General features: G+C 61.8%; 22 protein-coding genes, 3 pseudogenes and 1 riboswitch. Of the genes and pseudogenes, 11 read left to right on the top strand and 14 right to left on the bottom strand.

All coding sequences use genetic code 11. The features are described 5' to 3' along the window. Window positions 1-38: 38 nt before the first annotated feature. The 4 genes and pseudogenes from QQL85_RS11775 to QQL85_RS11760 all read right to left on the bottom strand — a co-directional run bounded on the left by QQL85_RS11775 (window position 39) and on the right by QQL85_RS11760 (window position 2,710). Entirely contained in the window at window positions 39-590 is a 552-nt protein-coding gene (locus QQL85_RS11775) for an ATP-dependent Clp protease proteolytic subunit (protein WP_284353574.1), read from the bottom strand. A 185-nt stretch (window positions 591-775) separates the two neighbouring features. Beyond that, window positions 776-1,363 carry a nucleosidase gene (locus QQL85_RS11770; protein ID WP_284353575.1) on the bottom strand — a complete coding sequence of 196 codons (588 nt, stop codon included), beginning with the start codon at window positions 1,361-1,363 and terminating at the stop codon, window positions 776-778. A gap of 117 nt (window positions 1,364-1,480) precedes the next feature. After that, window positions 1,481-1,606, bottom strand: a pseudogene (locus QQL85_RS11765) (general stress protein); the annotation flags it as partial. Window positions 1,607-1,846: 240 nt separating this feature from the next. Continuing rightward, window positions 1,847-2,710 (bottom strand): Dyp-type peroxidase, encoded by an 864-nt coding sequence (locus tag QQL85_RS11760; RefSeq protein WP_284353577.1) that lies wholly within the window; start codon window positions 2,708-2,710, stop codon window positions 1,847-1,849. A 184-nt stretch (window positions 2,711-2,894) separates the two neighbouring features. On the opposite strand from QQL85_RS11760, the gene QQL85_RS11755 reads away from it, so the two are divergent. After that, window positions 2,895-3,788, top strand: a complete 894-nt coding sequence (locus tag QQL85_RS11755; protein ID WP_284353578.1) for a bile acid:sodium symporter family protein — start codon at window positions 2,895-2,897, stop codon at window positions 3,786-3,788. Between the two features lie 15 nt (window positions 3,789-3,803). Here QQL85_RS11755 and QQL85_RS11750 read toward each other — a convergent pair whose 3' ends face one another. Next, window positions 3,804-4,271: a sterol desaturase family protein gene (locus QQL85_RS11750; RefSeq protein WP_284353579.1), complete on the bottom strand. Its 468-nt coding sequence runs from the start codon at window positions 4,269-4,271 to the stop codon at window positions 3,804-3,806. Between the two features lie 395 nt (window positions 4,272-4,666). Here QQL85_RS11750 and QQL85_RS11745 point away from each other — a divergent pair, with 395 nt between their 5' ends. Then, entirely contained in the window at window positions 4,667-5,380 is a 714-nt protein-coding gene (locus QQL85_RS11745) for an MgtC/SapB family protein (RefSeq protein ID WP_284353580.1), read from the top strand. Between the two features lie 17 nt (window positions 5,381-5,397). After that, window positions 5,398-5,907 (top strand): GNAT family N-acetyltransferase, encoded by a 510-nt coding sequence (locus QQL85_RS11740; protein ID WP_284353581.1) that lies wholly within the window; start codon window positions 5,398-5,400, stop codon window positions 5,905-5,907. 8 nt (window positions 5,908-5,915) lie between these two features. Here the strand turns inward: QQL85_RS11740 and QQL85_RS11735 are convergent, their stop codons facing one another. Then, window positions 5,916-6,902 carry a DNA-binding protein gene (locus tag QQL85_RS11735; protein WP_284353582.1) on the bottom strand — a complete coding sequence of 329 codons (987 nt, stop codon included), beginning with the start codon at window positions 6,900-6,902 and terminating at the stop codon, window positions 5,916-5,918. 240 nt (window positions 6,903-7,142) lie between these two features. On the opposite strand from QQL85_RS11735, the gene QQL85_RS11730 reads away from it, so the two are divergent. Then, entirely contained in the window at window positions 7,143-8,657 is a 1,515-nt protein-coding gene (locus QQL85_RS11730; RefSeq protein ID WP_284353583.1) for a hypothetical protein, read from the top strand. 57 nt (window positions 8,658-8,714) lie between these two features. Here the strand turns inward: QQL85_RS11730 and codA are convergent, their stop codons facing one another. From codA to QQL85_RS11715, 3 genes are read right to left on the bottom strand one after another with little or no spacing between them, the layout of a single operon-like run. Continuing rightward, window positions 8,715-9,956, bottom strand: a complete 1,242-nt coding sequence (codA, locus tag QQL85_RS11725; protein WP_284353584.1) for a cytosine deaminase — start codon at window positions 9,954-9,956, stop codon at window positions 8,715-8,717. Between the two features lie 40 nt (window positions 9,957-9,996). Next, window positions 9,997-10,659 (bottom strand): thiaminase II, encoded by a 663-nt coding sequence (gene tenA, locus QQL85_RS11720; RefSeq protein WP_284353585.1) that lies wholly within the window; start codon window positions 10,657-10,659, stop codon window positions 9,997-9,999. Beyond that, window positions 10,656-11,303, bottom strand: coding sequence for a TenA family protein (locus QQL85_RS11715; protein WP_284353586.1), 648 nt, complete (start codon window positions 11,301-11,303; stop codon window positions 10,656-10,658). The genes tenA and QQL85_RS11715 overlap by 4 nt, the downstream gene beginning before the upstream one ends. 78 nt (window positions 11,304-11,381) lie before the next feature. Then, window positions 11,382-11,496, bottom strand: a riboswitch (TPP riboswitch). 251 nt (window positions 11,497-11,747) lie between these two features. Here QQL85_RS11715 and QQL85_RS11710 point away from each other — a divergent pair. The 4 genes and pseudogenes from QQL85_RS11710 (at window position 11,748) to QQL85_RS11695 (ending at window position 18,956) form a co-directional block, all read left to right on the top strand. Further along, window positions 11,748-15,143: an Ig-like domain-containing protein gene (locus tag QQL85_RS11710; protein WP_284353587.1), complete on the top strand. Its 3,396-nt coding sequence runs from the start codon at window positions 11,748-11,750 to the stop codon at window positions 15,141-15,143. A gap of 54 nt (window positions 15,144-15,197) precedes the next feature. Beyond that, window positions 15,198-16,181, top strand: coding sequence for an SCO family protein (locus tag QQL85_RS11705; RefSeq protein ID WP_284353588.1), 984 nt, complete (start codon window positions 15,198-15,200; stop codon window positions 16,179-16,181). A gap of 219 nt (window positions 16,182-16,400) precedes the next feature. After that, window positions 16,401-17,948, top strand: a pseudogene (locus QQL85_RS11700) (putative bifunctional diguanylate cyclase/phosphodiesterase); the annotation flags it as partial. A 57-nt stretch (window positions 17,949-18,005) separates the two neighbouring features. Beyond that, on the top strand, window positions 18,006-18,956 hold the full coding sequence (locus QQL85_RS11695) for a site-specific integrase (protein ID WP_284353589.1): 951 nt from the start codon (window positions 18,006-18,008) through the stop codon (window positions 18,954-18,956). Here QQL85_RS11695 and QQL85_RS11690 read toward each other — a convergent pair. Continuing rightward, on the bottom strand, window positions 18,946-19,854 hold the full coding sequence (locus QQL85_RS11690) for an SMP-30/gluconolactonase/LRE family protein (RefSeq protein ID WP_284353893.1): 909 nt from the start codon (window positions 19,852-19,854) through the stop codon (window positions 18,946-18,948). The genes QQL85_RS11695 and QQL85_RS11690 overlap by 11 nt on opposite strands. A 205-nt stretch (window positions 19,855-20,059) precedes the next feature. Here QQL85_RS11690 and QQL85_RS11685 point away from each other — a divergent pair, with 205 nt between their 5' ends. After that, window positions 20,060-20,965, top strand: a complete 906-nt coding sequence (locus QQL85_RS11685; protein ID WP_284353590.1) for a LysR substrate-binding domain-containing protein — start codon at window positions 20,060-20,062, stop codon at window positions 20,963-20,965. Here QQL85_RS11685 and QQL85_RS11680 read toward each other — a convergent pair whose 3' ends face one another. Both QQL85_RS11680 and QQL85_RS11675 read right to left on the bottom strand, forming a co-directional pair. Then, complete coding sequence (locus tag QQL85_RS11680) at window positions 20,966-22,105, bottom strand: glycerate kinase (RefSeq protein ID WP_284353591.1); 1,140 nt, start codon at window positions 22,103-22,105, stop codon at window positions 20,966-20,968. A 128-nt stretch (window positions 22,106-22,233) separates the two neighbouring features. Beyond that, entirely contained in the window at window positions 22,234-23,331 is a 1,098-nt protein-coding gene (locus tag QQL85_RS11675) for a sugar diacid recognition domain-containing protein (protein ID WP_284368769.1), read from the bottom strand. Window positions 23,332-23,496: 165 nt separating this feature from the next. Here QQL85_RS11675 and QQL85_RS11670 point away from each other — a divergent pair, with 165 nt between their 5' ends. Next, window positions 23,497-24,828 (top strand): MFS transporter, encoded by a 1,332-nt coding sequence (locus QQL85_RS11670; RefSeq protein WP_284353593.1) that lies wholly within the window; start codon window positions 23,497-23,499, stop codon window positions 24,826-24,828. Window positions 24,829-24,867: 39 nt separating this feature from the next. On the opposite strand, the gene QQL85_RS11665 is transcribed toward QQL85_RS11670, so the two are convergent. After that, window positions 24,868-25,131 carry a hypothetical protein gene (locus QQL85_RS11665; RefSeq protein WP_284353903.1) on the bottom strand — a complete coding sequence of 88 codons (264 nt, stop codon included), beginning with the start codon at window positions 25,129-25,131 and terminating at the stop codon, window positions 24,868-24,870. Between the two features lie 219 nt (window positions 25,132-25,350). Continuing rightward, window positions 25,351-25,602, bottom strand: a pseudogene (locus tag QQL85_RS11660) (RHS repeat-associated core domain-containing protein); the annotation flags it as partial. 172 nt (window positions 25,603-25,774) lie between these two features. Between QQL85_RS11660 and QQL85_RS11655 the strand changes: the two are divergent. After that, entirely contained in the window at window positions 25,775-26,785 is a 1,011-nt protein-coding gene (locus tag QQL85_RS11655; RefSeq protein WP_284353594.1) for an aldo/keto reductase, read from the top strand. The last annotated feature ends 15 nt before the right edge of the window (window positions 26,786-26,800 follow it).

The raw sequence follows: 26,800 nt of genomic DNA, 5'->3' as shown, positions 1-26,800 counted from the left end.
ATTCAAATTTTTGTCGAACAATTGGAACCCATAACCCATCAGGCGTGCACACTCCACTGAACCGCATCCACCTCGATTGGCATTTCATCAATGGCATGGATCATCCCGTTCTCCAGCGCCTCCCGAGGCCCCAATATTCGCGGATAGGCCATCAGGTAACGTGGGACATCCAGCACCTCGGTCGCCCCAGCAGTCCGTTCGGCGACAATCTGCGCATACAGCCGCAAATCATAATCCAGGCTCATTGCATACTCGGCCATCCGTGAATGGTCCACCGAGCCATGCAAGGTCCAATGAAACGGGTGGAACAAGAACTTGCTAAAACTGCATGCCGTGCGCCGTTCACCGGCGAGGAACAGGATGTTGCCCATGGACTCCACCGTGCCCAGGTTGTGTGTATGCACCTCGACCGGCAACGCCCGCAGGAAGTTGTACAAGGTAAACCCATAACTGCACTCGCCACCCAGGCTGGCGATGTTCAATTGCAGCACCTCGGCTCCCTGCTGCAACGCCCGAGAGCAGGTATTGATGAGGTTGCCACAGGTGGACGAGTTGATCGGCCCGGTGAAATGAATGATATGTCGTGCCATCTTTGCCTCCAGGGTAGGCAGGTCATTCCTGGGTCTTGGCGTGTATGCGGTGGAAACGTCAGCCACCGCAAAGTTCAACCCGACATCAGCCTTTTCCGCTGGTCATGCGTGCTGAACCCCGGGCAGACAGCACCGGTCGCACTTTCAAAGCAACTGAAAAGCCCGCCCAGACCTGACAAGGGCCGTCACCCCTGGCTGAACAGCACCCGCTTGAACGCCTCGGCCGCCAGGTGCACCTGTACCGCCCAGTCATCTGCAGCGTCGCTGCCGGCATCATCGGAAATGTACTTCAGGCATACAAACGGAATGCTCTCGTCGCGTGCGATCAATGCCAGCACATAGGCTTCCATGTCGACCACGTCATAAGGCGCATCGCCATGATGGGTCTCGAAGTTGTCTCCACTGCCACAGGTTTCCAGCGCCAGGCCAGGGATTACGGTGCCGTGCTCCAGTACCACCGGAATGTCCGACAGCGGTGTTTCATAACGGGCAAAGCCCAATGGGGTCACGTCCATGTCGCGCTGCACGAAGCGGCTGCAGCACACCACCTCGCCCTTGCCATGGCGCTGGCTACCCGCCGAGCCGAGGTTGACGATGAGTTTTGGCCTACGCGCGGCAATGGCCTTGGTCAGGGCAATGGCAGCATTGACCTTGCCAATGCCGGTGAACACAGTGGTTACCTGGGTGAATACATCGCCAGCCTCGGCCTCGAGGGCAAAGACGAATAGCGTATCTTCAAGGGAAATGTCAGGGAATTGCTTGATCAGCATCATGGAGCAGGTGGTTCCGGGTGGCTGCAAGGGGCGCCGCCATTGTCGGCCAACCTTGGGTAATTGCAAACCCCCGGCTCATTGCAGTGCCAGGTCGCCCCGGCACTGCGCTTCGGTCACTTACGAGCGGCCGCCCTTGCGGTCCGACTCGCGATCGTGCGGCATATTGCTGCCCGAAGACTGGCCGCCCTTGCGCCCGGCTTCGGAGGCCTTTTCACGGTCATTGGCGAAGTTGCCCGGGTTCTTGCTACCGCCCTGGCTGCCTTGTTGATTGCCGGTACGGCTGTTGTCTTTATTGGCCATGGTCTTGAAACCTCGTATGACTGGGATGTGCACGGCACCTTGCCGTACACAGGTTGTGAGTTCGGCCATATCGGGGGATTCGGTTTATTGCGACGGGTTCGGACAGGTGGCGTTAAATAAGCAGTGGAGCCTTATTTGGTGCGCCTGTCAGTCGTCTTGTACTTGTCCTCGGCAGTTGGGTGATCAGGCCTGCAGTAGCTGGCTCAGGTCGACACCCGCATCGCCCATCGGCGGGCACCAGTAATAGCCACCCGTCAGTGGCCGGCTGAAGCGGTACAGGCCGTCGATGATGCCGTCCTCAAGGCCGCTCATGCGCCGCAGCTGTACCTCGAATGCATCGAAGCTGTGGCCCAGCGCGACAAAGGCCAAGCCGGCACCGCGCTGGTCAGCCCAGGCCACCGATCGACGTACCATGAACGCCTCGGGTTCGAAGCTTTCCTGGGCGGTGCGCTTGACGTGAGCGGACTCGGGCGCGTCGTCGAGCTCTTCATTGTCGCTCAGGCGGCGGCCGATGATGTTGTCCTGGTCGGCCTGGGGCAGCGACTTGAAGTACTCCAGGTCGTGCTTCCACAGCTGGAAAGCGGCAAAGCTGGAACCATCGGCAGCAATGGCTGCTTGCACCGCATCCTCGTCCACCGGGTTCTCGGTACCGTCTTCGTAGCCCGTCAGGTCGTGGCCACCACGGTGCAGGAAGCCATCAACGCTGTCAGCCAAGCGCAGGGCCGGCGCCAGCGCTTGCTCCAGGGCTTGGGCGCGCAGCAGCAGGTCGCCACGCTCGCTCCCCCGCAACCACAGCCACAGGGCGTGCTGAGTGCTGGGGTTCTCCACGGCGGCATCCAGCAGCGGGAAGGCGCGCAGGCCTGGCACTTCACGGCCCAAGGCCTTGGCCAGAGGGGCGCCGATGCCGAGCAGCAACTGTTCACCATCGACCTGCGGCAGCAAGGCATCGAGGGCAGCAGGCAACGCCTCGGGCGACTGCAGTGTGAAGAACAGGTGACGGGCGTGGGCCGGCACCGGGTTGGCAAGCAGACCTTGCTGGAACGGCATGACAGGCTAATCCTCGGTAAAAACAGGAATGCTACTGCGCCTGCAGGCCCACTGCAACGCGGTATGCAGCCTTGCCAGCCACTGCGCTTGGTAACAATCGGTTACCAAGCGCTGGCCCTTTGCAATTAGCTATCAATCAGCGCCCGCCTACACTCTTCGAGATCCTTCGCCCAAGAGACCGCCCATGACTGCCTCGCCCTTGCTCACTGCCTTTCTGCCGCTTGCCCTGGGCATCATCATGCTCGGCCTTGGGTTGTCGCTGACCCTGGCGGACTTCGCTCGTGTCGTGAAATACCCCAAACCGGTGGTGGTGGGCCTGGCCTGCCAGATCCTGCTGCTGCCGCTGGTGTGTTTCCTGATCGCCAACGGCTTCGGCCTGGAGTCGGCTCTGGCGGTGGGGCTGATGCTACTGGCCGCTTCACCAGGCGGCACCACGGCCAACCTGTTCAGCCACTTGGCCCATGGCGATGTGGCGCTGAACATCACCCTCACAGCGGTCAATTCGCTGATCGCGATCCTGACCATGCCATTGCTGGTGAACCTGTCGTTGAGCTGGTTCATGGCCTCGGACCAGGCCATCCCGCTGCAGTTTGCCAAGGTGATGCAGGTGTTTGCCATTGTGCTGCTGCCGGTGGCGCTGGGCATGCTGATTCGCCATTTCGCCCCGGTTTTCGCTGCGCGCATGGAAAAACCAATGAAGCTGGTGGCCGCGCTGTTCCTGGCCTTCACCATCGTCCTGGCCCTGGCCAAGGACTGGCAGACCGTGCTCGAATACGCACCGGTGGTGGGACTGGCGGCGCTGCTGTTCAACCTGCTGAGCCTGACGGTGGGCTACTGGGTGCCGCGTCTGCTGAATATTCCCAAGCGCCAGGCAATTGCCATCGGCATGGAGATCGGCATCCATAACGGGACCTTGGCCATTGCCCTGGCGTTGAGCCCTTCGTTGCTGAACAACGCGACCATGGCGGTGCCGGCGGCATTGTATAGCCTGATCATGTTCTTTACGGCAGCGGGGTTTGGCTGGTGGGTAAGCCGTGGGCATGTGGCGGCGCAGCCCGAAGGCGAAACGGTGAATTGAGGCCCGTTGAGGTTGTCACTGCTGGCTGCGCTTGCTGCGCAGCTGCTGCTTCAACACCTTCAGTGGCGGCGCATAAAAGAAGCCGAATGACACACTCCCCGTGCGCCCCTTCACCGCATGGTGAAACCGATGCGCCCGGTGCAAGCGTTTGAGGTAGCGGTTGACCGGCCGTGGCTTGCGCGGCCAGTGCCTGTGAAAGAAACCGTCATGGGCCACTACATACAGCACCCCGTACCCAGCCACACCCCCGCCCACCCACTGCAATGGCGCATAACCGCTTTTGCCCAGCGCTACCAGCGCCGTGGCGATCAACCCCAGGGCCACGAGGTACAGGTCATTGGTTTCGAGCATGCCCAGCTGTGGCTCATGGTGCGAGCGGTGCAGCCACCAACCCCAGCCATGCATGATGTACTTGTGAGCCAGCGTGCCAACGCCCTCCATGGCCACCAGGGTGCCGAACAATACGGCGAGATTGAACAGCATGGAACGGTCCGGGTGATGGCAAAGGGAGGCGCAAGGGTACCGGCTGCCCAGGTTTTTTTCCATGCGGGCGTGACCGGCTGCAGGCCATTCAAGGATGAAGCCATTGTCATGTTTTCGCCCTTGACCTGCTCTGCCACGCGGCGTATGGTCCGCGACGCAATTTTGCCTTCCTCAACAGGAGACCTGCCTTGGACAGTAGCCCCAGTCGCTTGCGACAGGCCCACATGGCGCGCTAGCCCGGCAGTGTCCTGCACTGTCTGGCCGCCCTGGCAAGACGGTGGTTTCTTGTAACCCCGCTTTTCCTCCCCTCCTTGTGGTCCTGCGCATTTTTCTGGTTTTCAACCGCGCCAACTGATGGCGTTCATGTGGGCGTATGCCTGCGGAAGAGGTGTGCTATGGATTGGAAAGTATTTCTGCTGCGCGTCAGCATTGCCTTGCTGTTGGGGGCGTTGATCGGTGCCGAACGGCAATTGCGCCAACGCCTGACCGGGTTGCGCACCAATGCACTGGTCAGCACCGGTGCCTGCCTGTTCGTGCTGATGACCCAGGTGGTGCCAGGCATGGCACCTGCCGATGCGTCGCGCGTCGCCGCCTATGTGGTGTCGGGCATCGGCTTTCTCGGTGGCGGAGTGATCATGCGTGACGGCTTCAACGTACGCGGCCTGAACACCGCCGCTACCTTGTGGTGCACAGCGGCGGTCGGTGTGCTGTGCAGCCTTGGGCTGCTGCCGGAGGCGGCATTGGGTAGTCTGGTGGTGCTGTGCGCCAATATCCTGCTACGCGACATCGCTCAGCGCCTGGACCGTCAGGACGTGGTGCCGGCCAGCGAGGTGGAGCAGCACTTCGAAGTGCGTATCGTCTGCCGCGCCGAGGACGAGATCCAGGTGCGCAGCTTGATGCTGCATAGCCTGGGCGATCCGCAGCTGCGGCTGCAGTCACTGCAAAGCCAGGACCTTGAGAGCCCGGCGCGCCTGGAAGTACGCGCAGAGCTGTTGGGTACCGCGCAGGCGCCAGCGCAACTGGAGCGGCTGGTCAGCCGGGTAAGCCTGGAGAAAGGTGTAAGCTCGGTGCGTTGGCAATTGCAGCCGCAGGTGCTGGCAGCGGATTAGTAAAACAGGAGTGTTGCATGCGTATCCGCCCTACCCTTGAGCGCGATATTCAAGACCTGCCGGACGTAGAGCGTTCGGCGGCCCAAGCGTTTGCCGACTGGCCGGCGCTGGCCTGGCTGGCGCAAGGTGATGTGATGGATTGCGTTGCGCACAGGGCTTTCGTCCAGGCGGGCGGTAGCTGGGTGGCCGAAGACGATACTGGGCGCGTCGCCGGTTTTGCCTGTGCCCGGCGTGAAGGGCACGCGCTGCACCTTTATGAGATATCGGTGCGCCAGGCGGTTCAAGGGCAAGGCGTGGGACGGCGTTTGCTGCAGCAGGTGGCTGATGCCGCGCGTGACGCAGGCCTGCGCGAGCTCACGTTGACCACCTTTGCCAAGGTGCCCTGGAATGCGCCCTTCTATGCTCGGTTCGGGTTCGAGGTGCTCGATGAGCGGCTGCTGAACCCGTGGTTGCGGAAAATCCTGGCCAATGAGCGTGCACATGGCCTCACTGATCGTTGTGCGATGCGCCGTTACGTCGATCATTAGACGGCCCGTCACTCTCCATGTGCAGGCAGTTGTGCCCTGCATTGCGCCAATGCCTCATCGCGTTCTTTTAGCTGCTCTTCATACCGCAGCAGCTGCCGCGCCTGTTCCGCGCACACGTCTCGCCTGGTTTCCAGATGCTGCGCTTGCACATCCAGCTGGCGGCGCATTTCTTCGCTGGCGCCCTGGGCCTGGGCCAGGATCGTCCGCAAGCCCTGAATCTGCGCATCGCGTTGCTCCAGCAACTCGTCCTGCGCCCGGCACTCGCTGGCGGCTTGGCGGTGCTCACCCAGCAAACGCTCGTTATCGCGGTGCAAGCGGGTCAGCTCGTCCTGCTTCACGATCATGCCTTGTTGCAGTTGACGTACTTCCACCTGCATCTGCTGCAGTTGTGCTTCGTGGCGGCGTTGCTCCTGCTCGCGCTGTTCACGGCTGGCATTGCGGTAATGCTCCAGGGCATCGCGGGCATGGCGGTGTTTGTCCTCCAGTGACTTCACCTGTTCGTCCTTGTCGGCCAGACGCACCTGCAATTCACCTAGCGACTGGTTGAGGCTGGCGCTGCGCAGCTGTTCGGCTTGCAGCGTGCTCTGTGTGGTCAACCGTTTTTCCGTCTCGTCGGCCAAAGCCGACGCATCGATCTTATGTTGCTGAAGCGCCGCCGCCAGGGCCTGCTGGGCGATTTCCAGCTGAGCCTCAAGCGTTTCTCGCTGTTGAGTGAAGGTGCTTTCGGCCTGCTCGATCTTGAGGTCGGCCTCATCCTGTAGCTGGGTTGCCAATTGCCCGACCAGGCGGCTTAGCACATCGCTCAGCGCAGCGCCTCCTTCGGAGGCCACGGGTTGCTGGCCGTTCAATTCCTTCAGATAGCGGTGAATCGTGGTTTTCGAGCCGGTATTGCCCAGCTCGATACGTATGGCATCGATGCTGGGGTTCTCGCCGCGGGCAATCAACGCCTGACGTGCCTGCTGAACCACCACCTTGTTGATACCGCCCCGGGCCATGCGTGCTCCTACAATTTTGTACTGTGTTATGTAACATGTAATTACATACCGATTATGGCGATAACAGCGCGCACCTGCAAACGTTTCCTCAGGAAGAATAATCACGGCTTATCGAATGTGACAGGTGAAAAAGCAGCCAATCAGCTGTGGGCAGGCACCTGTTATTTCTGCCAGGTGTACGAGACCATACCCTGTGCTCAAATCCAGCCTCGTGCACGTCAACTGGGCAGGAGGTCGGAAATGAAGCACCCCATTGAAAACGAACAAGGCCCTGATGAGGCAGCGCGTCACCAGTCGCTCAATACGCCTATTCGGATGTACTGCTTAAGAGAAACACTTAACCTTCACTGGGACCGCTATCGCAGTAGTGATACCGGTCAGGTCAGTGAGAAAATAACTTATGAGGAACCCGTCAATAACGGAGACTGGAAATTTGGCGCCATCGACCTCGGCAGTGCTTGGCTGGTTTTTCATGAGCGTGATCTCCTCATTAACGCACCCGTGCTCCATGATGTAGGATTTAGAACCCGCAGACTGGCCGGGTCCTCAAGCGAGCGTGTGTGGGAGGCTCATCAACGTTTCCCTTCGGTAGATGCGCAACTGACCGTCAAACTACGGTTATTTGATAACCCGGTACATTTTTACATTGCCGATGACGGAAAGCTCATGCTGCTATTGTCCAAGGGCACAAGCATTGAAACCGTGGGGAGTGGCTACGACAGCGCCCTGCTCATAGAGCACTTGAAGAAGCAAAATGGGATACACCTGCCTGATGCCTCCCCGCCGACTGGAGCACTGCGCGGCGAATTGATAGGTCAGTTCTCAGAAGATGGATTGGGAAGGGTAATTGGGTTCGACGCATGCCAGTCTCGGATGGTCGCTGACGCCAAAACTTTCGCTGAGCCAACGACATCGATGCCTATCAACATCAGGTTCTCCGAAGATGCGTTTCCCGAGATAGCTCAAAATAAGCCCCCCCAGGATATGAACTGCGCGTTGTCCCTATTTGTGCCAAATGAAAATGCTGTATTAACCAGTGGAGTCTACCTTCCCGAAGCGCATGACTATGCTGCTCAGTTCTATTTGCGGAGCGCATTCAGCGCCCCAGCTTCTGCCGCCCTGGCGGCACAGAAACCATCGATTACACCCTTGCTGCGGCAGGTATATCCTGGTGACGAGAAGCAGGCACTCACCCTTGAACCCTCGAACGCCAACGCACAATGGGCATTCGACGGCCCCTCTGTAGGAAGCCTTCAGAACGAGAACGGCAACCGGTTCTATTACCCGCCACCCCCGCTAACCCCTGCAGCCACGCTCGAGCCAAACAACAAGACCAATGTACCTGCGGCATTGAAGGCAGATCTGGAGCACCCTCTTTATGCCGACGTGATCAATGCTACTTCAGCTGGTCAAAAGGCAACGTCGACATTCCTGACCCAGTACATTCCTGAAACGCACTTTTTCAAGGCGCACCTGGTTTCAGGCAAAGTGCGCCTGGTAATGTGGTATACCAAATGGGGCGCTACCACGCCCATCGAGGTGAGTGCCGCGAATACCCAGTGGGTTCGCATTGCGGGCAATGGCAACGTTGATAGCAACGGCGTGTTCTCTCCGGCCTCAAGCCAGCCAACCCCGTTCACTGTCCTGCTGGCTAAAGATGTGACGAAAGACGACGGGTACTACTACTGGGCCTACATCGTATTACCGTTACCGATACTGGAGCCCGACAAGGTGCTGGAACTGATCAACGGCTGACGCAGGCCCTGGAGCGGAGCGCTCGGCCCAGCACCCTGGGCCGAGGCTGAAGCAACGTCAGAGAAAACGCTGCACTTGCGCCGGCGTGCGCCGCATCAGCACCTTGCCATTGCGCACAGACACCAGCGCATGCCCCTGGCTACGCACCATTTCGTAGTCGTCAGGCGCCGACAGCAGTAACAGGTTTGCCGGCCGCCCCACCTCAATTCCGTAGCGTTCGCCCAGGTTCAGCGTGCGGGCGCTGTTGTCGGTGATCAGGTCCAGGCAGCGCTGCAGGTCTTCGTAACCGAGCATATGGCAGATGTGCAGACCGGCTTCGAGGATGCGCAGGATGTTGCCATTGCCCAACGGGTACCACGGGTCGACGATGGAATCCTGGCCAAAGCACACGTTCATGCCGGCGCGGTCGATCTCGGCCACGCGGGTGACGCCACGCCGTTTCGGGTAGTTGTCGAAGCGTCCTTGCAGGTGAATGCTCTCGGTCGGGCACGACACGAAGTTGATGCCCGACAGCTTAAGCAGGCGGAACAGCTTGTAACAGTAGGCATTGTCGTAGGAACCCATGGCTGTGGTATGGCTGGCCGTCACCCGAGCGCCCATATCGCGTACACGGGCTTCTTCGGCCAGCACCTCAAGGAAGCGCGACTGCGGGTCGTCGGTCTCGTCGCAGTGCACGTCCACCAGGCAACCGGTACGTTCGGCCAGGTCCATCAGGAACTTCAGCGACGAAACGCCCTGCTCACGGGTGTTCTCGAAATGCGGAATACCGCCCACCACATCGGCACCGATGGCCACCGCTTCGGTCATCAGCGCCCGCCCGTTGGCGTACGACTCGATACCCTCCTGCGGGAAGGCGACGATCTGCAGGTCGACCCGTGCGCGCACTTCGTCTCGCACCTCGACCATGGCCTTGAGCGCAGTGAGTTTCGGGTCGGTCACATCGACATGCGTGCGCACATGCTGGATACCGTGGTCCACCAGCATGCCGATGGTCTTTTTCGCGCGGGTCTTGATGTCATCGCGTGTGGTGATTTCTTTACGCTCGGCCCAACGCTCAATGCCTTCGAACAGGGTGCCGCTCATGTTCCACTTCGGCTCGCCGGCGGTCAGCGTGGCGTCCAGGTGAATGTGCGGTTCGACAAAAGGCGCCACCACCAGGTTTTGCCCAGCGTCCAGATCATCACCCGCGCACGGTGCCACTCCATCGGCCTGAGGCACAATGGCGGCGATGTGCTCGCCGCTGAGTTCGATCCGGAACAGGCCAGGTTTGCCGCGCAGCCGTGCGTTGACAATGTTCATGGTGTTTCTCCTTGTCGAGGGCTTCGCTCAAAGGTGCAGATTAGCCTCCGTTTAACCCCATCTGCCAGAAGTCTGCCTCCAGGCTGGAAGCTTGCCCGAAAATCCCCACCAACTCTGCAAAGCGCTGCTCGGTCATGCTCCGCGCCGCCAGCTCATCCAGATGCTTGCGCGCTGCCGCCGCCACGCCTTGGTAGCCTTCCCCGGCATATTCACCAATCCACTCGCGGTACGGGTGGTTGCTCAAATCGCCGATCCGTTCCGCCAGGGTCCGGCCGATTTCGGCATAGCCGATCACGCAAGGCGCCAGTGCCACATGCAGTTCCAGCAGGTCGCCGGCGGCACCGCAGTCCAGTACATAGCGGGTATAGGCCACCGTGGCCTGGTGCTCGGGCGCAGCTTCGATATCGGCCTGGGTCAGCCCCCAGCGCGCGCACAGGCGCAGGTGCAGTTCGGTTTCATCCAGGATCGCCGCCAGCCCGGCCTGCGCAGCGCGGATGTCGGCCGGGCGGCGGCTCTTGTAAGCCGCCAGCGCCCAGGCACGGGCAAACTGGATAAGGAACAGGTAATCCTGCACCAGGTAAGTCCGGAATGCTTCTTCGCTCAACGTGCCCTCGCCCATCTGCCGCACGAAGTCATGGTCGACATAGCTGTTCCACTGTAGCGAGGCAGCAGCCTTGAGGCGCTCGAAGATGTCCATGCTCATTTGCCCTCCGGGTACACGGCATCGAAGAAGGCCAGTTCCAGCGCTACGGTGCGCTGGTAGAAGTCAGTGGCCAGTGCGGCTTCCTGCGGGCCGACGCGGTCCAGTTCGGATTGCAGGAAGGCAACGAAGGCCTGGAAGGCCGGGTTATCGTGCAAGGTGATCCACTCGGCATGGACGAAATTGTCCGGCATGGGTTTGGGCGCCTTCAGCGCCCAGTCCAGGTACAGGCCTTCTGCAACATTGAGCACCGCCAGCGCCGCCGCATAGGAACGGGTTGCCGCCGCTTCGCGCATGATCGCCTTGAAACCTGCCGTTGGCACAGTGTCGGTCGGTTCAGTGCGTTGCGCCGGGCTTACATCCAGAGCGTCGAAAGCGCGCAGGAAGTAGGTGTTCTCGTCGCTGGAAATCATCCCGGCGAAGCGGCCGAAGCGCAGGCGGGCCTCGAACGTGTCAGCGGTAGCGATGGCCGCGCCTAGCAGGGTCAGGAAGCTGTCGAGGAAACGATGGTCCTGCACCAGGTAGTCGACCATGATCGGGTCTGGCAGGCTGCCGTCGCACAATTGGGTCACGAAACGGTGGCCAACGGCCGCCGACCATGTTGGCTCATTCTGGCGGCGCAGGGACTGGCTGAAACGTTCGGTCATGTTGCTGTCCTTGATGAGGGTGACAGCGAGACCTTGGCAGTTGGCATGGACGGGCCTCGCAGTGAGGCCGGCAAAAAGGCAGGTAACAAGCCCCATCCCTTCGCCGGCATGATCCGGATCAGGTTCGAAGGGTCACCGCGCTGCAGCGTTCAGCGGTTTCTCAGCCCGTTGCCGGGCTCCCCTTGGTGGCGCTCAGGTATACCCCAGGGCGACGGTGCTGTCACTACCCACAGGCCCAAACATGCGGGCAATGGGTGACCCGCTAGTGGGGACATAGCCCCATTTTTGACGCCCCGTTATTTAGCGCACCCTAGGCGTGTCAAGGATTTGTTTAACAAAGCATTACTGAAAGATCGGTTGGCACAACCGTTGCTCAAGGCCATATACCAGGCAAAACGCCATTGAAGGCAGTAAGCCATACAGCCGCGAGCGAGGCACAAGGCAATGAAAACACCTGCCGTGATCCACCCTGCTAGGCACGCATTCCAGCTGTCCACCGTCACCGCGCTGATGCTCAGCCTTGGGCTGATCACGGTCACAGCAGCCCCCCTCGACGATAACAGCCCGCCGCCGCCAACCGACCCTTCCGCCTACACCGACCAACCGGCCGATCCGACCCCGGCCCTGCTAAACCTGGAGACCTTGCCAGAAGCCAACCGGGGTTCGCTGGAGCTGACCAATGGTGTGTATGGTGACCGCAACACGGTGCGCACCGACAACGTGCTGCCGCCTGCCCTGCAAACTTCGGACAGGTACCCCACCAACGGCAAGCCCAGCCCGCTGTACGGTGCGCAGCCATTTACCCAGCAATTGCTGCTGTTCGAAGAATTCGGCACGGAAAAGCTCGACCCTACCCTGCCGCCGCCCAGCCTGACCTTCCCGGTGCCCACCCTGGGCGCTGCACCTGCGCAGGACCCCAACGTGGTGGCCCGCAGTGGCCCCAGTGGTACTGCCCTGGAGGCCTTCCTCAAACAACCGGGCTTGTACCCGTTCCCGACCCAGTTTTCCAATGTGCTGGACCGCAACCCGTGGAAGGCGCAGATTGAAATGTTCCTCAACCGCCAACCCGTCGGTTCCCCAGCCGAAGGCCGTCCACCAGGAAAAGGCTGGTCACACCAGCGCTGGAACGAGTTTTACCCGCAGACTGCGTTCAAGACCGCGCAAGCCGGCGCGCGCATCAACCAGGGCCTGCGCGACCGCAAGCAACTGCACAACTATGCGGTCGGTGAATTCGCCCCGGGCGGGCTGTACTACCAGACCTCCGACATCCCGACTACCCTGGGCACCACCAAGGGCATCGACACCCGCTTCCACCCGAACATGCCGCTGCAGAACCACAAGTCGCTGTGGACGTTCGATGGCACCTTCCCGGTCAAGTTGCTGATGGTGCGCTACGGCCAGCCAGTGCTGATGCGCCATTACAATGCCCTGCCGATCGACCCTTCGGCCAACGGCGGTTTCGGCCTGCACACCATTTCGACCCACGAGCACAACGGCCATTCCCCGGCCGAAAGTGACGGCTTCGCCAACGCCTACTTCTTCCCCGGCCAGTACTATGACTACCGTTGGCCGGTGCAACTGGCCGGTTACGACACCATCAACACCCGCGCACAAGACCCGCGTGCCGCATTCCCTTGCTCACCGGGTGAAACCCTGTTCGTCAATGACGGCTCGCCAGGGCTGAAAACCTGCCAGAACGGCAGCATCAAGATTCGCGGTGACTGGCGCGAAACCATGAGCACCCACTGGTTCCACGACCACATGATGGATTTCACGGCGCAGAACGTCTACAAAGGCAACGCCGTGATGATGAACTACTACAGCGCCCTGGACCGCGGCAACGAGGCCATTCAGGATGGCGTCAACCTGCGTTTCCCCAGCGGTTCGGGTATGCCGTGGGGTAACCGCGACTATGACGTCAACCTGGTGATGGCCGACAAGGCCTGGGATGCCAACGGCCAACTGTGGTTCAACCCGTTCAACACCGATGGCTTCCTTGGCGACCAGATGCTGGTCAACTGGCAGTACCAGCCCAAGCTCAAGGTGCGTGCACGCAGTTATCGCTTCCGTCTGCTCAACGGCTCGGTATCCCGCTACTTCAAATTTGCAGTCGTGCGTGAAATTGCCGGGACCAGCGGCGAATTCAAGGGACCATCCGGCTCCAACGTGTCGTATGCGCGGGTGCCGTTCCACATGATTGCCAACGACGGCAACATCATGGAGCACGCCGTGCCATTCGACGGCACCATGGACCTCAACGGCGACGGCAACCTGCAGGACAACAACGGCATCCTGCCGCTGCAAGGCATTGCCGAGCGCTATGACATCATCATCAACTTCGCCAAGAATGGCATCAAGGTGGGCGACAAGCTGTACTTCGTCAACATTGAGGAGCACCGCACCGGCAAGGGCCCGGAAGGTGCCATTTCGCTGGCCGACGTGCTGTCGGAGAAGTACAAGGCAGTGATCAAACAGACCAGCAAGGGCCCGCAGTGGGATAACGGCGACCCGCTGGTCGGCAAGTTCCTGCAGTTGATCGTGCAGCCTTACAGCGGCCAGGACGTGAGCATGGACCCGGTGGCCTACGAACCGGCCAAACCCGGCAAGGCCGCAGGCCTGAAAATGCTCCCGCTGCCCATTGACCGCAATTCGGCCGCCGACCAGGCCAAGATCAAGGATGCCCGCCACCGCGAGTTCATCTTTGGCCGCTCTGACGGTACCGATACCAAACCCTGGACCATCAAGACTGACGGGGGCTTCGGTTACAGCATGGACCCACGGCGCATCAGTGCTGCACCACAACTGGCCCAACAGTCCACCGACGGGGGCTTCAGCGGTGACGGCACCCTGGAAGTGTGGAAGATCGTCAACGGCGGCAATGGCTGGAGCCACCCGGTGCATGTGCACTTCGAGGAAGGTGTGATCCTTAGCCGCGACGGCAAGGCGCCGCCAGAATGGGAGAAATGGGCACGCAAGGACGTGTACCGCATCGGGCCGGATGCCGATTCGTCGGAAGAGGTGGAAATGGCCATCCGCTTCCGCGAGTTCGCCGGTACCTACATGGAGCACTGCCACAACACCCAGCACGAAGACTCGTCGATGCTGCTGCGCTGGGACATTGAACATCCGGGGCAGTTCCAGGTTATGCCGACCCCGCTACCCGGCTGGGATGGCGTGCAGTACATGGCCTCGGTGGGCCTGCCGACCTTCCGCACCAAAGCCAAGGACGACAACGATGACGCGGCCAACAAACCGCCGGTCGCGGCCAACGACAGTGCGGCAACCACCGCTGGCAAGCCGATCACCCTGAACGTGCTGGCCAACGACACTGATCCGGAAGGCAACCTGCCGTTGACCGTCGTCGGCCTGACCCAACCGGACTCCGGCCAGGGTAGCGCCAGCACCAATGGCACCACGGTGACCTACACCCCGCCGGCCACGGTCGCCACACCGTTCACCGCCAGCTTCAACTACACGGCGCGGGATGCCAAAGGAGCCGAGTCGGTGAACCCGGCCACGGTCAGCATCGCGGTGAGCCAGGCGGCAGCGGTCGACCAGATCCAGGTCACCAGTGCCACGGTGCAGGTGCGCAGCGGTAACCGCTTCACCTGGGATGTACAGGGGACGACCACGGTGGCCACAGGCAACAGCATCAGTGTGACCGCAGCAACCACCGGCGGCCCGGTAAGCCTGGGTAACGCCACGCTGACCGTCACGACCACCGGTGCCCGCTGGCGAGTGTCGGTGACCACCACCGGCTTCGGCCCGGCCACACCGGCGACGGTTACCGTGAAGTCGGCGCTGGGGCAGACCGTGACGGCGCCTGTCAGGTATCAGTGAGTGCAAGGCGGGGGCCGCTACGCGGCCCCATTGCCAACCGATGAGGACCGCATCATGTCCGGCTCATGGCGTTTCCTGCTGGTGCTCGCGCTGTTCGCCGCCAGCATCCCGTTCTGGCCGTTGCAGCCGCAACAACGGGTGGCCAAAGAAGCTGAAAGCCCTTGGGGTGCCGACTACTTCCCCAACATCCCCCTGCTCACCCAGGACGGCGAGCAAGTGCATTTCTTCGACGACCTGATCAAGGACAAGGTGGTCGCCATCAACTTCATCTTCACCGGCTGCTCCGATTCCTGCCCGGTAGAGACCGCACGCCTGCGCCAGGTGCAGAAGATTCTTGGCGACCGGGTCGGCAAGGACATCTTCCTCTACTCCATCAGTATCGACCCTTACAACGACACCCCGGCCACCCTCAAGCGCTACGCCGAAAAGTTCGGCATCGGCCCTGGCTGGACGCTGCTTACCGGCGAGCCCAGCGACATTGAAACGTTACGCCGTAGCCTGGGGCTGTGGATCGATGGCCTGGAGAACGGCCGCTCCAAGGACCACAACCTGAGCCTGATCATCGGCAACCAGGCCACTGGCCGTTGGATGAAAGCCTCGCCCTTCGAAAGCCCCTACATCCTCGCCGATCGCCTGGGCAACAGCCTGCACAACTGGAAGCAGGCCAGTGCCATGAACAATGACTACGCTCAAGCCCCCGAAGTACGTCCGCCAAGCAGTGGCGAGCAGATCTTCCGCACCCGTTGCTCATCCTGCCACACGCTGGGTAATACCGAGCCGGGACAACCGGGTATAGGCCCCGACCTGCTGGGTGTGACCCGCCAGCGTGATGCCAACTGGCTGACCCGCTGGTTGAAAGAGCCCGACCGCATGCTGGCAGAGAAAGACCCCCTGGCCATGCTGCTGTACGAGCAGTACAACCGCCTGGCCATGCCCAACATGCGCCTGGGCGATACCGAAGTCAGCGCATTGATGAGCTACATCGAGGAGGAAACCGCACGCCTGCAAGCGCCCTTGGCAGACACAGGAAACCCTTAAAGGCAATTTGCCATCGGTCATGACCCTGTCATCTTATTGTCGTATTTTTCGACCATCGCCCAGGGTCGGGAACTATCAGCAGTGATTCGCCGTTCGCTTTCATCCACCAGCCTTTTGCGGCTGCTGATCCTGATGCTGTGTGCAGCCACCCTGGCCTTTCTTTGGGGGCTGCACGTCCCCTCCGTAAACGCCCACCCGGCGTGCGGGCTTGGCCAGTCTGCCCCCTCGGCATCGCCCTATTCCCGGCAGTTCTGGCTGAACCTGAGCATGACCCTGCTGATCCTCGGCAGTTTGCTGTGTACCTTGCGCCTGCTGCGCAAGCACCAGGAGGCTTTCAACGCACTGGAGCAGGCCCAACAGGTCAACCAGCAGCTAATTGGTCGCCTTGAGGACGAACACCGGCGCAGCAGCCATGCCGCCGCCACCGACCACCTCAGCGGGTTGCACAACCGCCGTCAGTTCGTCGAGGTGGCTGGCCAGGCGCTTACCCGGCAACGGGGCAAGCGCCGGCTGATGGCGATCCTGTTCATCGACATGGACCGTTTCAAGTCAATCAACGACTCGCTCGGGCACAAGATTGGCGACCTGCTGCTGCAGGCTGTGGCCGGGCGCATCCAGCGCCTTCTGGACCCTGGTGACGAAGCCTCGCGCTTTGGCGGTGACGAATTCGTGGTGCTGCTGGCGGGCGAACGCAGCGAGGAACAGATCAATGCCTGGGTTCGTGAACTGGTCCAGCGGTTGTCGGCCACCTATGCCCTGGACGGCCAGGAGGTCAACACCAGCCCCAGTGTGGGCGTAAGCATTTGCCCCCGTGATGGCCAGGACATCGACAGCCTGATCCGCAGTGCCGACGCTGCGATGTATTCGGCCAAACAGGCCGGGCGCGCGCAATATCGCTTCTTCGACCCCTCGCTGAACCTGGCCGACATCCAGGCCTTCACCCTCGAACAGGCCTTCGGCAGTGCCCTGGCCGAGCGCCAGTTCGTGCTGCACTACCAGCCGCAGATTCGCCTCGACACCCAGCAAGTACTGGGCTACGAAGCGCTGGTGCGCTGGGATCACCCCGAGTTCGGCCTGCTGTACCCGGACCGCTTCATCGACCTGGCAGAACGCAGTGGTTTCATTGTCGAGCTGGGTTGGGAGGTGTTGCGCCTGGCCTGCGAGGCCTTGTCGGGGTGGGACGCCCAAGGCCGAGAGACGCGGCTGGCGGTCAATGTCTCCGCCCTGCAGCTGCGCCAGGACGACTTCGCTACGCGGTTGCTGAACGAACTGCAACAGCATGCGATTGCGCCGCAGCGGCTGGAGCTGGAAATCACTGAAACCAGCATCCTCGACCCCGAAAGTACGGCAGTGGCGCACCTGCACACCCTGCGCAGCGCTGGCTTGGGCGTCAGCCTGGACGATTTCGGCCGCGGCTACGCCGGCTTCGCCCACCTGCACTCGCTGCCGCTAAGCAAGCTGAAGATCGACCGCTCGCTGATCGCCCCCTTGTCCAACAGCCATGACGACAGCCCGCTCGTGTCCTCCACCATCATCCTGGCCAAACGCCTGGGCCTGGAAGTGGTGGCCGAGGGTGTGGAAACCCGTGAGCAGGTGGTGTGCCTGAAACTGGCGGGCTGCGATATTGCCCAGGGCTATCACTTCAGTCGGCCCCTGTCGCCGGCGCAGTTGCGCGACTACCCGCACTTCAACGGCATTGAGGCCTCTCACGATCCCCACGGGCAGGTATCGGTCTGGCAGGACGAACTTGCCCCGACGCAGCATTAGGTGCTTGTCTTGGGATTTCGGTTTATCGTGTGCCCATCACCCACCGACAGCCGCACCATGACCGATATCGAGCGCTACCTTCGCGCCGCCACCCGTGACAACACCCGGCGCAGCTACCAGGCCGCCATCGAGCACTTCGAAAGCCACTGGGGCGGCTTTCTTCCGGCCACCGCCGAGAGCATTGCCCGCTATCTGGTGGAGCACGCCGAACACCACGCCGTCAGTACCTTGCGCCAGCGCCTTGCCGCGCTCAGTCAATGGCACGTCGCCCAAGGTTTCCCCGACCCGACCAAGGCGCCGCTGGTGCGTCAGGTGCTACGCGGCATCCGCACCCTGCACCCGACGCCGCCCAAGCAGGCTGCCCCGCTGTTGCTGCAACACCTGCAAACCGCCGTGGCGTGTTTTGAAGAGGAGGCCCGCCAGGCCCGCGAACACCACGACCTGGCCGCCCTGCGCCGGGCACGCCGCGATACCGCGTTGCTGTTGCTGGGTTTCTGGCGTGGTTTTCGCGGTGATGAACTGGCACGCCTGCGCATCGAACATATCCAGGCCGAAGTCGGTGTCGGTATCACGCTGTTCCTGCCCCGCAGCAAGGGCGACCGCGAAGCCTTGGGCGTGCAGCACCGCACCCCTGCCCTCAAGGCCCTGTGCCCGGTAACGGCCTACCTGCAATGGCTGGAAGTTGCCGGCATTGCCCACGGGCCAGTGTTTCGCAAGCTTGACCGCTGGGGCAATCTCGGCGAAAGCGCGCTCAACAGCAACAGCCTGGTCGGCCTGCTGCGGCGCATGCTGGAGCGTGCCGGGGTACCGGCGGCGCTGTATACCGGCCACTCGCTACGGCGTGGCTTTGCCACCTGGGCCACGGCCAATGGTTGGGAACTGAAATCACTGATGAGCTATGTGGGCTGGAAAGACGCCAAGTCGGCGCTGCGCTACATCGACTCGGCGCAGCGCTTTGGCGAACTGGCCGTGTTACCGGCAAGCCAGGCCCAAGCGCTTATTCCTTGAAGCTGTGCCGGGCGACACCGCCAATTGTCAGGTGGATGGCATACAGGTCGCCAGCATCCGGGTAATGGTGCAGGTCTTCGGGGCTCATGTCGAAACGCGCGGTGCTGATGTACAAGGTATTCATCCCGGGCCCGCCAAAGCAGCAACTGGTGGGGCACGGTACCGGCATCAGTACCTGATCGGTCAGGTGGCCGTGGCGGTCGTAGCGCAGCAGGCAACTGCCATGGTACTGGCACACCCACAGCCCGCCTTCGCGGTCCAGCGCCAGGCCATCCGGCCGCCCCAGTTCGGCAGGGGTTTCGGCAAACAGCGTAACGGTGCCCAGCCGTCCTTCAACGAGGTACTCGCCACGATAGATGGCGCGCGCCGCCGAATCGACGAAGTACACCGTCTGGCCGTCTTGCGACCAGGCAAGCCCGGTGGGCAAGGCCATGTCGTCGTGGATGACCTCGTCGCTCAACTGCCCGTCGAAACGGAACAGCGCCCCGGTATTGCCGCTAAGGGCATCGTCCATCAACCCGGTAACGAAGCGCCCTTGCGGGTCGCAGGCGCCGTCGTTGAAGCGGTAGGTCGAGCGCGGATGGACCGATGCCGAATGCTGGCGCACTTTACGCGCAGGCACATCGAAGATGGCCACGCTGGCATCTTCGGTGAAAATCAGGTTGCCCCGGTCGGTCAGCGCCAGGGCGCCAATGCGCGCGGCTGACGCGTAAAGGTTCTCGACGTCGCCTTCAGGCGTCAGGCAGTTGATGCGCCCGCCCGAAATATCGATGAAGTACAACGCGTCGTTACGCGCATCCCAGACCAGGCTTTCGCCCAAGTCGGCGCGCGTATTGGCGACCTTGACGGGCACGCAGCTGCATTCCTTGATGCGGGGCCATCGCTCGGCCAGCCCCATGCCATAGGCCAAGCCCAGGCCCTGTGCGGCATCGGTGATGGCCGCAACTTCGTTGTGGAAAGGCTCTGTAACGGGCATTTCTGGCTACCTTCGATTCTCCTTTTTACGATAACAACAAAAAATTCAATGACTTAATATTAAAAGCATGCAACTTTGATATCTCTTGGATATCACCGCTGTGTCGCCGCTTTGAAGGAATGCTTGATTGATCGAGACACGTTTGCTCAGGCAGTTCATCGCCGTGGCCGAAGAGCTTCACTTTCACAAGGCCGCCGAGCGCCTGCACATGGCGCAACCGCCGCTGAGCCAGGCAATCAGCCGCCTTGAAGAAAAGCTCGGTTTCAGCCTGTTTTTGCGCAATACGCGCGGGGTGCGCCTGACGCCGGCTGGCTCAGCCTTTCTCGATACCGCTTACCGTACACTTGCCGAGCTGGAGCAGGGTATCGAGTACGCTCGCAATGTATCGGCAGGCGTTAGCGGAAAACTGACCATCACGGCCATTTCCATCGCCTATTACGACTCGCTGCTCAACAGCTTGCGGCGCTTTCGCGAGACTTACCCGAACGTGCAGCTGACCCTCCGCGAGATGCCGTCAGCGACGCAGGCCAAGGCGCTGCTGGCCGGCGAGGCGGATGTCGGGTTCATGCGCCGGTTACCGCTGCCGGTGGGTACGCTGGAGTCACGGCTGCTGCTTGACGAGCAGATTGTCATGGCGTTGCCCACCGGCCATGCGAAAGCGCAACAGGGCGACGTCGACCTGCGCGAGTTTGCCTGTGAAGATTTTGTGTTCACCCCACAAGCGTTGGGCGGCGGCTACCATGCCCAGTTGATTGCACTGTGCGAGTCGGCCGGCTTCTACCCTCGGGTGGTTCAAGAAGCCGCACAGATTCATACCTTGCTAGGGCTGGTCGCCTGTGGTTTTGGTGTGGCGTTGGTACCGGCCTCATTCGCCCGTTCCACCCCGCGCGAGCGCGTACAGTTCTGCTCGATCCGCCCGATTGACGCACAATCCGCGCCAGGTATCGGCCTGTACATGAAATGGAACGCCCAGAATGCCTCGCCTGCGCTGGCCAACTTCATTGCCATGTTCGAAAGCGCGAAAGCGCTTTGATCAGGCGCGCGCAGCGCAGCGCCATAGCCGTCCAATATCACAAGCCCGGGCCTGCAGCAGCCCCGCAGCATCGGCACACGCTTGCTCCAGGCTCATCGGCCCGCTGGCCAGCGCAAATGCAGCATCGACCCCATGGGCGTACAGCTGCTGGTAGCCCTCACCCAAGGTGCCGGCCAGCACCACCACCGGCACGCCATGGCGCTTGGCTACCCGGGCTACCCCCATCGGCGTCTTGCCACGCAGTGTCTGGGCATCGAACCGCCCCTCACCCGTCACCACCAGGTCCGCGCCCTGCACCAAGGCGTCGAGCCCCGCCAGTTCGGCTACCACCTCTACCCCCGGGCGGAACTGTGCACCCATGAACGCACGAGCAGCGAAGCCCATGCCACCTGCAGCGCCGCAACCAGGGTAGTCGCGCACATCTTCACTCAGCAGCTGTGCACAATGGTCGGCAAAATGACCCAGCGCCTGGTCCAGCGCCTGCACCTGCTGCGGGTTGGCGCCCTTCTGCGGGCCGAAAATCGCCGATGCGCCGTTGGCGCCGCACAGCGGGTTGTCGACATCCGCCGCGACTTCAAATTGCACCTCGGCCAGGCGCGGGTCGAGGTGACTGGCGTCGATCCGCGCCAACCTCGCCAGCGCCAGGCCGCCCTCTTCCAGCGCTTGCCCGTCGGCATCCAGCAGGCGCAGACCAAGCGCGCGCAGCATGCCGCTGCCCGCATCGTTGGTGGCGCTGCCACCGATGGCCAGCACCACCCGCTGCGCGCCGGCGGCCAAGGCGGCGGCGATCAACTCGCCGGTGCCCCAGGTGCTGCTGCGGCACGCATCACGCTGGTCGGTTGGCACCAGTTGCAAGCCACTGGCCTGGGCCATTTCAATGATGGCCGTGCGGCTTTGTGGCAGCCACCCCCAACCGGCTTCGACGCTGTGCCCCAATGGCCCACGCACCGCCTGGCGGCGCAGTTCGCCGTGGCTGGCGGCCAGGATCGCCTCCATGGTGCCTTCGCCGCCGTCGGCCATCGGGCACTCGACCAAGGCTGCGTCCGGCCACGCCTCGCTCAGGCCAGCAGCGATGGCACGGGCGACACCGGCAGCATCAAGGCTGTCCTTGAACGAGTCGGGGGCAATGACGATCTTCATGGGGATTCTCCTGTCCTGATGAGCGGTATGCTGACAGGTGGCCGCCAAGGTGGCCTCGGTCAAATGCACAAAGCGCCGGGCGGGTTGTTTGGGCAGATGCCTTCGTGGCTGTGCCTGCAGGCATCGCGTCAATCCGCAGGCAACAGCTGCAACCCCAAGTACAAGCTAAGCATCCCCTCCATGCGCAGTGGGTCGAGCTCACCCAGTTCGGCAATCCGTTCCAGGCGGTAGCGCAGGCTGTTGCGGTGGATCCCCAAGGCATCGGCACAGGCTTGGCTCTGGCCGTCATGGGCACACCAGGCGCGCAGGGTGGTGAGTAACTGCCCACTGTTGTCCTTGGCGCGAATGCGCTGCAACGGCTCCAGCAGTTCATCCAGCGCGTCATCGTTGCGATGCCGCCACAGCAGCGCCGGTAGCCGGTAGCGTTGCAGGCTCAGCAAGCGCTCGCTGGGCAGTACCTCGCGCCCATAGGCCAGCAAGTCTCGCACCCGGCGATAACCCCGGCGCAGTTGCTCCAGGCTCTGCGCAGTACTGCCCAAAGCCAGCCGCTCCACACCCCAACCGTGGCGTTGCAGACGCTCGAGCAGGCGCGGCTCATCCAGCGTCACACCCGCGGGCCGACACCACAGCAATGACTGGCGTGCCGGGCTGACACACCAGCTGTCTGGGTAGCGGTTCAGTAACCATGCAGCAAGCGCCTCGGCGGGCGGCCCCGAGGCCAGCTCGAACAGGCAAGGCACCCGTGGCAGCTGCGGCTTCAGGCCCAGTTGCCGGGCTTCGTCGAGCAAGCGTGGCGAGTCGCCGCTGCCGCCTAGCAACAGGGCCAGCAGGTCGTCACAGCGTTGCCGTCGCCATTGCTGGTCGGCCTGCAAATGGCGCTGGGCCAGCAGCATCTCGGCGGTCATGCGCACCAGCTCACCATAGGTGCGCACCTGTTGTGGGTCACCCGTCAGGCCCAGCACACCCATCAGCCGGCCATCGAGCATCAACGGCAAGTTAACCCCGGGCTGCACGCCCTTCAGGCATTTGGCCGCATCTACGTCCAGCTCGACGATCCGGCCATTGGCCAGGACCAGTTGCGCGCCTTCGTGGCGGGTGTTGATGCGCTCCGGCTCACCACTGCCCAGGATCAAGCCCTGGCTGTCCATGACGTTGACGTTGCACGGCAGAATGGCCATCGCCCGGTCAACGATATCCTGTGCCAGGTCATGGTCGAGTTCGAACATTGCAGGGTCCTTTGGGTGTCAGGCTTTTTTGGGCCCGGGCACAGCAGCCTGACTCAAGCACTGTGCAAAAGCACAAAGACAGGCACGCCGCAGTCCCCGAGACTCGTCATGGCGAGCGCCGGCACAGGCGACGCGGCGACAACCATAACAAAAGAGAACCCGATCATGGCACACAGCCCCGCCCCTGACCAAGGCACGGACACCACCCGCAACGCGCTGTACCGGCGCATCACCGTGCGGCTGATTCCGTTCATTTTCATCTGCTACCTGTTCAACTACCTGGACCGCGTCAACGTCGGCTTTGCCAAGCTGCAGATGCTCGACGCCCTGAAATTCAGCGAAACGGTGTACGGCCTCGGCGCCGGCATCTTCTTCATCGGTTACGTACTGTGCGGTTTGCCAAGCAACCTGGCGCTCAACCGTTTTGGCCCTCGGCGCTGGATTGCGCTGATGATGATCGCCTGGGGCAGTCTCTCCACCTGCCTGTTGTTCGTCACCACCCCCACCGAGTTCTACACCTTGCGCCTGCTCACCGGTGCCGCCGAAGCCGGCTTCTTCCCGGGTGTGGTGCTGTACCTTTCGCGCTGGTTCCCTGCGGCCCGTCGCGGGCGCATCATGGCCCTGTTCATGTCGGCGATCCCGGTGTCGGGCTTACTGGGTGGGCCGTTCTCTGGCTGGATCCTCCAGCACTTCGCCGCCGGCCAACACGGCTTGGCCGGCTGGCAGTGGATGTTCCTGATCCAGGGGCTGCCGACCGTTGTTCTGGGTGTGCTGGCAGTGTTCCTGCTCAGCGACGGTTACCAGAAAGCCTCCTGGTTGAGCCCGGCCGAACGCGAGCTGATCGCCACTGATCTGGAGGCCGACGCCGCAAGCAAGCCGTCCACCACGGGTGATGGCGTGCTCGCCGTGTTGACCAACCCGCTGATCTGGACCTTCGGCTTTGTCTACTTCTGCATCCAGAGCGGTGTGTACGCGATCAACTTCTGGCTGCCGTCGATCATCAAGAACATGGGCTACGACAACCCGCTGCTGATCGGCTGGCTCAGCGCCATTCCGTACCTGCTGGCCGGTGTGTTCATGATCCTGTGCGGGCGCTCGGCCGACCTGCGCAACGAGCGCCGCTGGCACCTTGTGGTACCGATGCTGATGGGCGCCATCGGCCTGTTGATCGCGGTGAACTTCGCCAGCAACCCGACCATTGCCATTCTTGGCCTGTCGATCGCCACCATGGGCGCCCTGACCGGTTTGCCAATGTTCTGGCCCATGCCCACCGCGCTGCTCAGCGCCGGTGCCGCTGTGGCAGGTTTGGCCATCATCAATTCGGTTGGCCAGATGGCGGGGTTCCTCAGCCCGTACCTGGTGGGGTTCATCAAGGACCAGACGGGCTCGACTGATGCCGCACTGTATTCGCTGGCGGCGTTGATCGTGCTGGGGAGCGTGGTGGCCTTGCGGGTAACGCGGGCTGGTGCCTTGACCGTTGCGCGCTCTACCGATTGATATATACCGAGGGCCATTGCGGCCCTCGGTTTTTAACGCTCAATCGTCCTTACGGATTTCGGAGAGGATTATTGGCAGGGCTACCAGACCAAGGCCAAAAATCGCTCCTCCAACGGTAATAGCCCGCCACTTAAACGCTGAAAGCCGGGATTGCTGAGGTATATAGATATCACTGGCAAGCCCACGGCGCGCGGCATCTATTGATTCAGCGCTATCTGGCCTTGCCGTTTCGACAAGCTTTACATGCCTGGAGAAGGATTCGGCTGACGGTTTTTTACCCAGGTTTCTTAGATAATTAATCATCCGCCTTCCATGGGCTGGAGAATATAAAGGTGGCGGATCACCAGCTGGGGGCCGTTCAGTATAGTCACTCTCTGTGTAACGCGGTGGTAAAACCTTGCGATCAATTGGTGAAGCAACTCGCTTGTTATTGGAATGAGCAGAATATGGTGGTGGTTGACGGCGTCGAGTGGACGGAGCACTCCCAAGCGAGCTAACTCGGCTGCGTACCAGCCCTGATGGATCGGTAAAATTCACTGGGTCCCCTTCGCAGTATGCATAGCAGTTGATCCCACCTCCCCCAAATGGGCTTAGCGGGTCAGACGTGTTAAACCGTCCTCGCGCCGGAGCATAAATCCGTTTGCCTTGCCCGAGTGGATAGCCCATCACGCACAGATCCAAGTATTGCCCATTAAACCCTGAAAATATGTACCCCGCATCATCTGGGGCATAGCCATAAGGGGTATAGAGGCGCCTTTGTTGATGGTTTGCCATGGGGGCATTTTCCTTTGAACCAATCCGGTATGCGCCAAACAATAGAGTGTTCTTTGCCAGCGGCCTACTGACAGAAATGTCAGGTGGCACCCGATTCGCGCCCTACCTTTCAATGGCCTTCCGTCGCGTGTAAAACAGTCAGATCAACTCATCTGCAAAAGGACCCAAGCGCATGATCTACCGCCCCCTCGGCCACAGTGGCCTGCAGGTTTCCGCCCTGACCCTGGGCAGCATGATGTTTGGCGAGCAGACCAGTACCGAGGACGCCTTGCGTATCATCGACAAGGCCTGGGACCAGGGCATCAATTTCATCGACACCGCCGACGTGTACAACGCCGGGCGGTCGGAAGAAATCGTCGGTGAAGCGGTGGCACGCCATCGCCACGACTGGATCGTCGCCAGCAAGGTGGGCTTCGGCCCGGCCGATGGCCTGCCCAACCGCACCGGGCTGTCGCGCAAGCACGTTTTCAATGCTCTGGAAGCCACGCTCAACCGCATGGGCATGGACTATCTGGACATCTACTACCTGCACCGCGAAGACCACAAGGTACCGCTGGAAGAGACCGTACAGGCCATCGGCGACCTGCTGCGCCAAGGCAAGATCCGCTACTGGGGCGTGTCCAACTTCCGTGGCTGGCGCATTGCCGAGGTCTGTCACATTGCCGAGCGCCTCGGGGTGCCCAGGCCGGTGGTGAGCCAGCCGCTGTACAACATCGTCAACCGTCAGGCCGAGCCAGAGCAGCTCACTGCCGCCGCCGCCCATGGCCTGGGTGTGGTGCCGTTCAGCCCGTTGGCGCGTGGCGTACTCAGTGGCAAGTACGCGCCGGGTGCGGTGCCGGATGCTGGCAGCCGCGCAGGGCGCCAGGACAAGCGCATCATGGAAGTGGAGTGGCGCCAGGAGTCGTTGGCCATCGCCCGGAAGATCCAGGCCTACGTTGAGGCCAAGGGCGTGGGAATGGTTGAGTTCGCCATTGCCTGGGTGCTGAATAACCAGCTGGTGAGCTCGGCGATTGTCGGGCCGCGCACCGAGGAGCAGTGGGACACCTATGGCGGTGCATTGGCGGTGAAGATCACGGCGGAGGATGAGGCCTTCATCGACTCCCTGGTGACACCGGGGCATGCATCCACGCCAGGGTTCAATGATGTGGCGCATTATGTGAGTGGGCGGTTGGCGCGCAGTTGACGCATTGGGGAGCCC

The organism is Pseudomonas putida (genome assembly GCF_030159595.1).
GTDB lineage: Bacteria > Pseudomonadota > Gammaproteobacteria > Pseudomonadales > Pseudomonadaceae > Aquipseudomonas > Aquipseudomonas putida_AC.
The sequence above is the reverse complement of the archived record's forward strand: the minus strand, read 5'-3'. Positions and strand labels throughout refer to the sequence as shown.

Coding starts and splice junctions, on each gene's coding strand:
- QQL85_RS11775 (WP_284353574.1), bottom strand. CDS start 590: ATGGCACGACATATCATTCATTTCACCGGGCCGATCAACTCGTCCACC.
- QQL85_RS11770 (WP_284353575.1), bottom strand. CDS start 1,363: ATGATGCTGATCAAGCAATTCCCTGACATTTCCCTTGAAGATACGCTA.
- QQL85_RS11760 (WP_284353577.1), bottom strand. CDS start 2,710: ATGCCGTTCCAGCAAGGTCTGCTTGCCAACCCGGTGCCGGCCCACGCC.
- QQL85_RS11755 (WP_284353578.1), top strand. CDS start 2,895: ATGACTGCCTCGCCCTTGCTCACTGCCTTTCTGCCGCTTGCCCTGGGC.
- QQL85_RS11750 (WP_284353579.1), bottom strand. CDS start 4,271: ATGCTGTTCAATCTCGCCGTATTGTTCGGCACCCTGGTGGCCATGGAG.
- QQL85_RS11745 (WP_284353580.1), top strand. CDS start 4,667: ATGGATTGGAAAGTATTTCTGCTGCGCGTCAGCATTGCCTTGCTGTTG.
- QQL85_RS11740 (WP_284353581.1), top strand. CDS start 5,398: ATGCGTATCCGCCCTACCCTTGAGCGCGATATTCAAGACCTGCCGGAC.
- QQL85_RS11735 (WP_284353582.1), bottom strand. CDS start 6,902: ATGGCCCGGGGCGGTATCAACAAGGTGGTGGTTCAGCAGGCACGTCAG.
- QQL85_RS11730 (WP_284353583.1), top strand. CDS start 7,143: ATGAAGCACCCCATTGAAAACGAACAAGGCCCTGATGAGGCAGCGCGT.
- codA (WP_284353584.1), bottom strand. CDS start 9,956: ATGAACATTGTCAACGCACGGCTGCGCGGCAAACCTGGCCTGTTCCGG.
- tenA (WP_284353585.1), bottom strand. CDS start 10,659: ATGAGCATGGACATCTTCGAGCGCCTCAAGGCTGCTGCCTCGCTACAG.
- QQL85_RS11715 (WP_284353586.1), bottom strand. CDS start 11,303: ATGACCGAACGTTTCAGCCAGTCCCTGCGCCGCCAGAATGAGCCAACA.
- QQL85_RS11710 (WP_284353587.1), top strand. CDS start 11,748: ATGAAAACACCTGCCGTGATCCACCCTGCTAGGCACGCATTCCAGCTG.
- QQL85_RS11705 (WP_284353588.1), top strand. CDS start 15,198: ATGTCCGGCTCATGGCGTTTCCTGCTGGTGCTCGCGCTGTTCGCCGCC.
- QQL85_RS11695 (WP_284353589.1), top strand. CDS start 18,006: ATGACCGATATCGAGCGCTACCTTCGCGCCGCCACCCGTGACAACACC.
- QQL85_RS11690 (WP_284353893.1), bottom strand. CDS start 19,854: ATGGGGCTGGCCGAGCGATGGCCCCGCATCAAGGAATGCAGCTGCGTG.
- QQL85_RS11680 (WP_284353591.1), bottom strand. CDS start 22,105: ATGAAGATCGTCATTGCCCCCGACTCGTTCAAGGACAGCCTTGATGCT.
- QQL85_RS11675 (WP_284368769.1), bottom strand. CDS start 23,331: ATGTTCGAACTCGACCATGACCTGGCACAGGATATCGTTGACCGGGCG.
- QQL85_RS11670 (WP_284353593.1), top strand. CDS start 23,497: ATGGCACACAGCCCCGCCCCTGACCAAGGCACGGACACCACCCGCAAC.
- QQL85_RS11665 (WP_284353903.1), bottom strand. CDS start 25,131: ATGATTAATTATCTAAGAAACCTGGGTAAAAAACCGTCAGCCGAATCC.
- QQL85_RS11655 (WP_284353594.1), top strand. CDS start 25,775: ATGATCTACCGCCCCCTCGGCCACAGTGGCCTGCAGGTTTCCGCCCTG.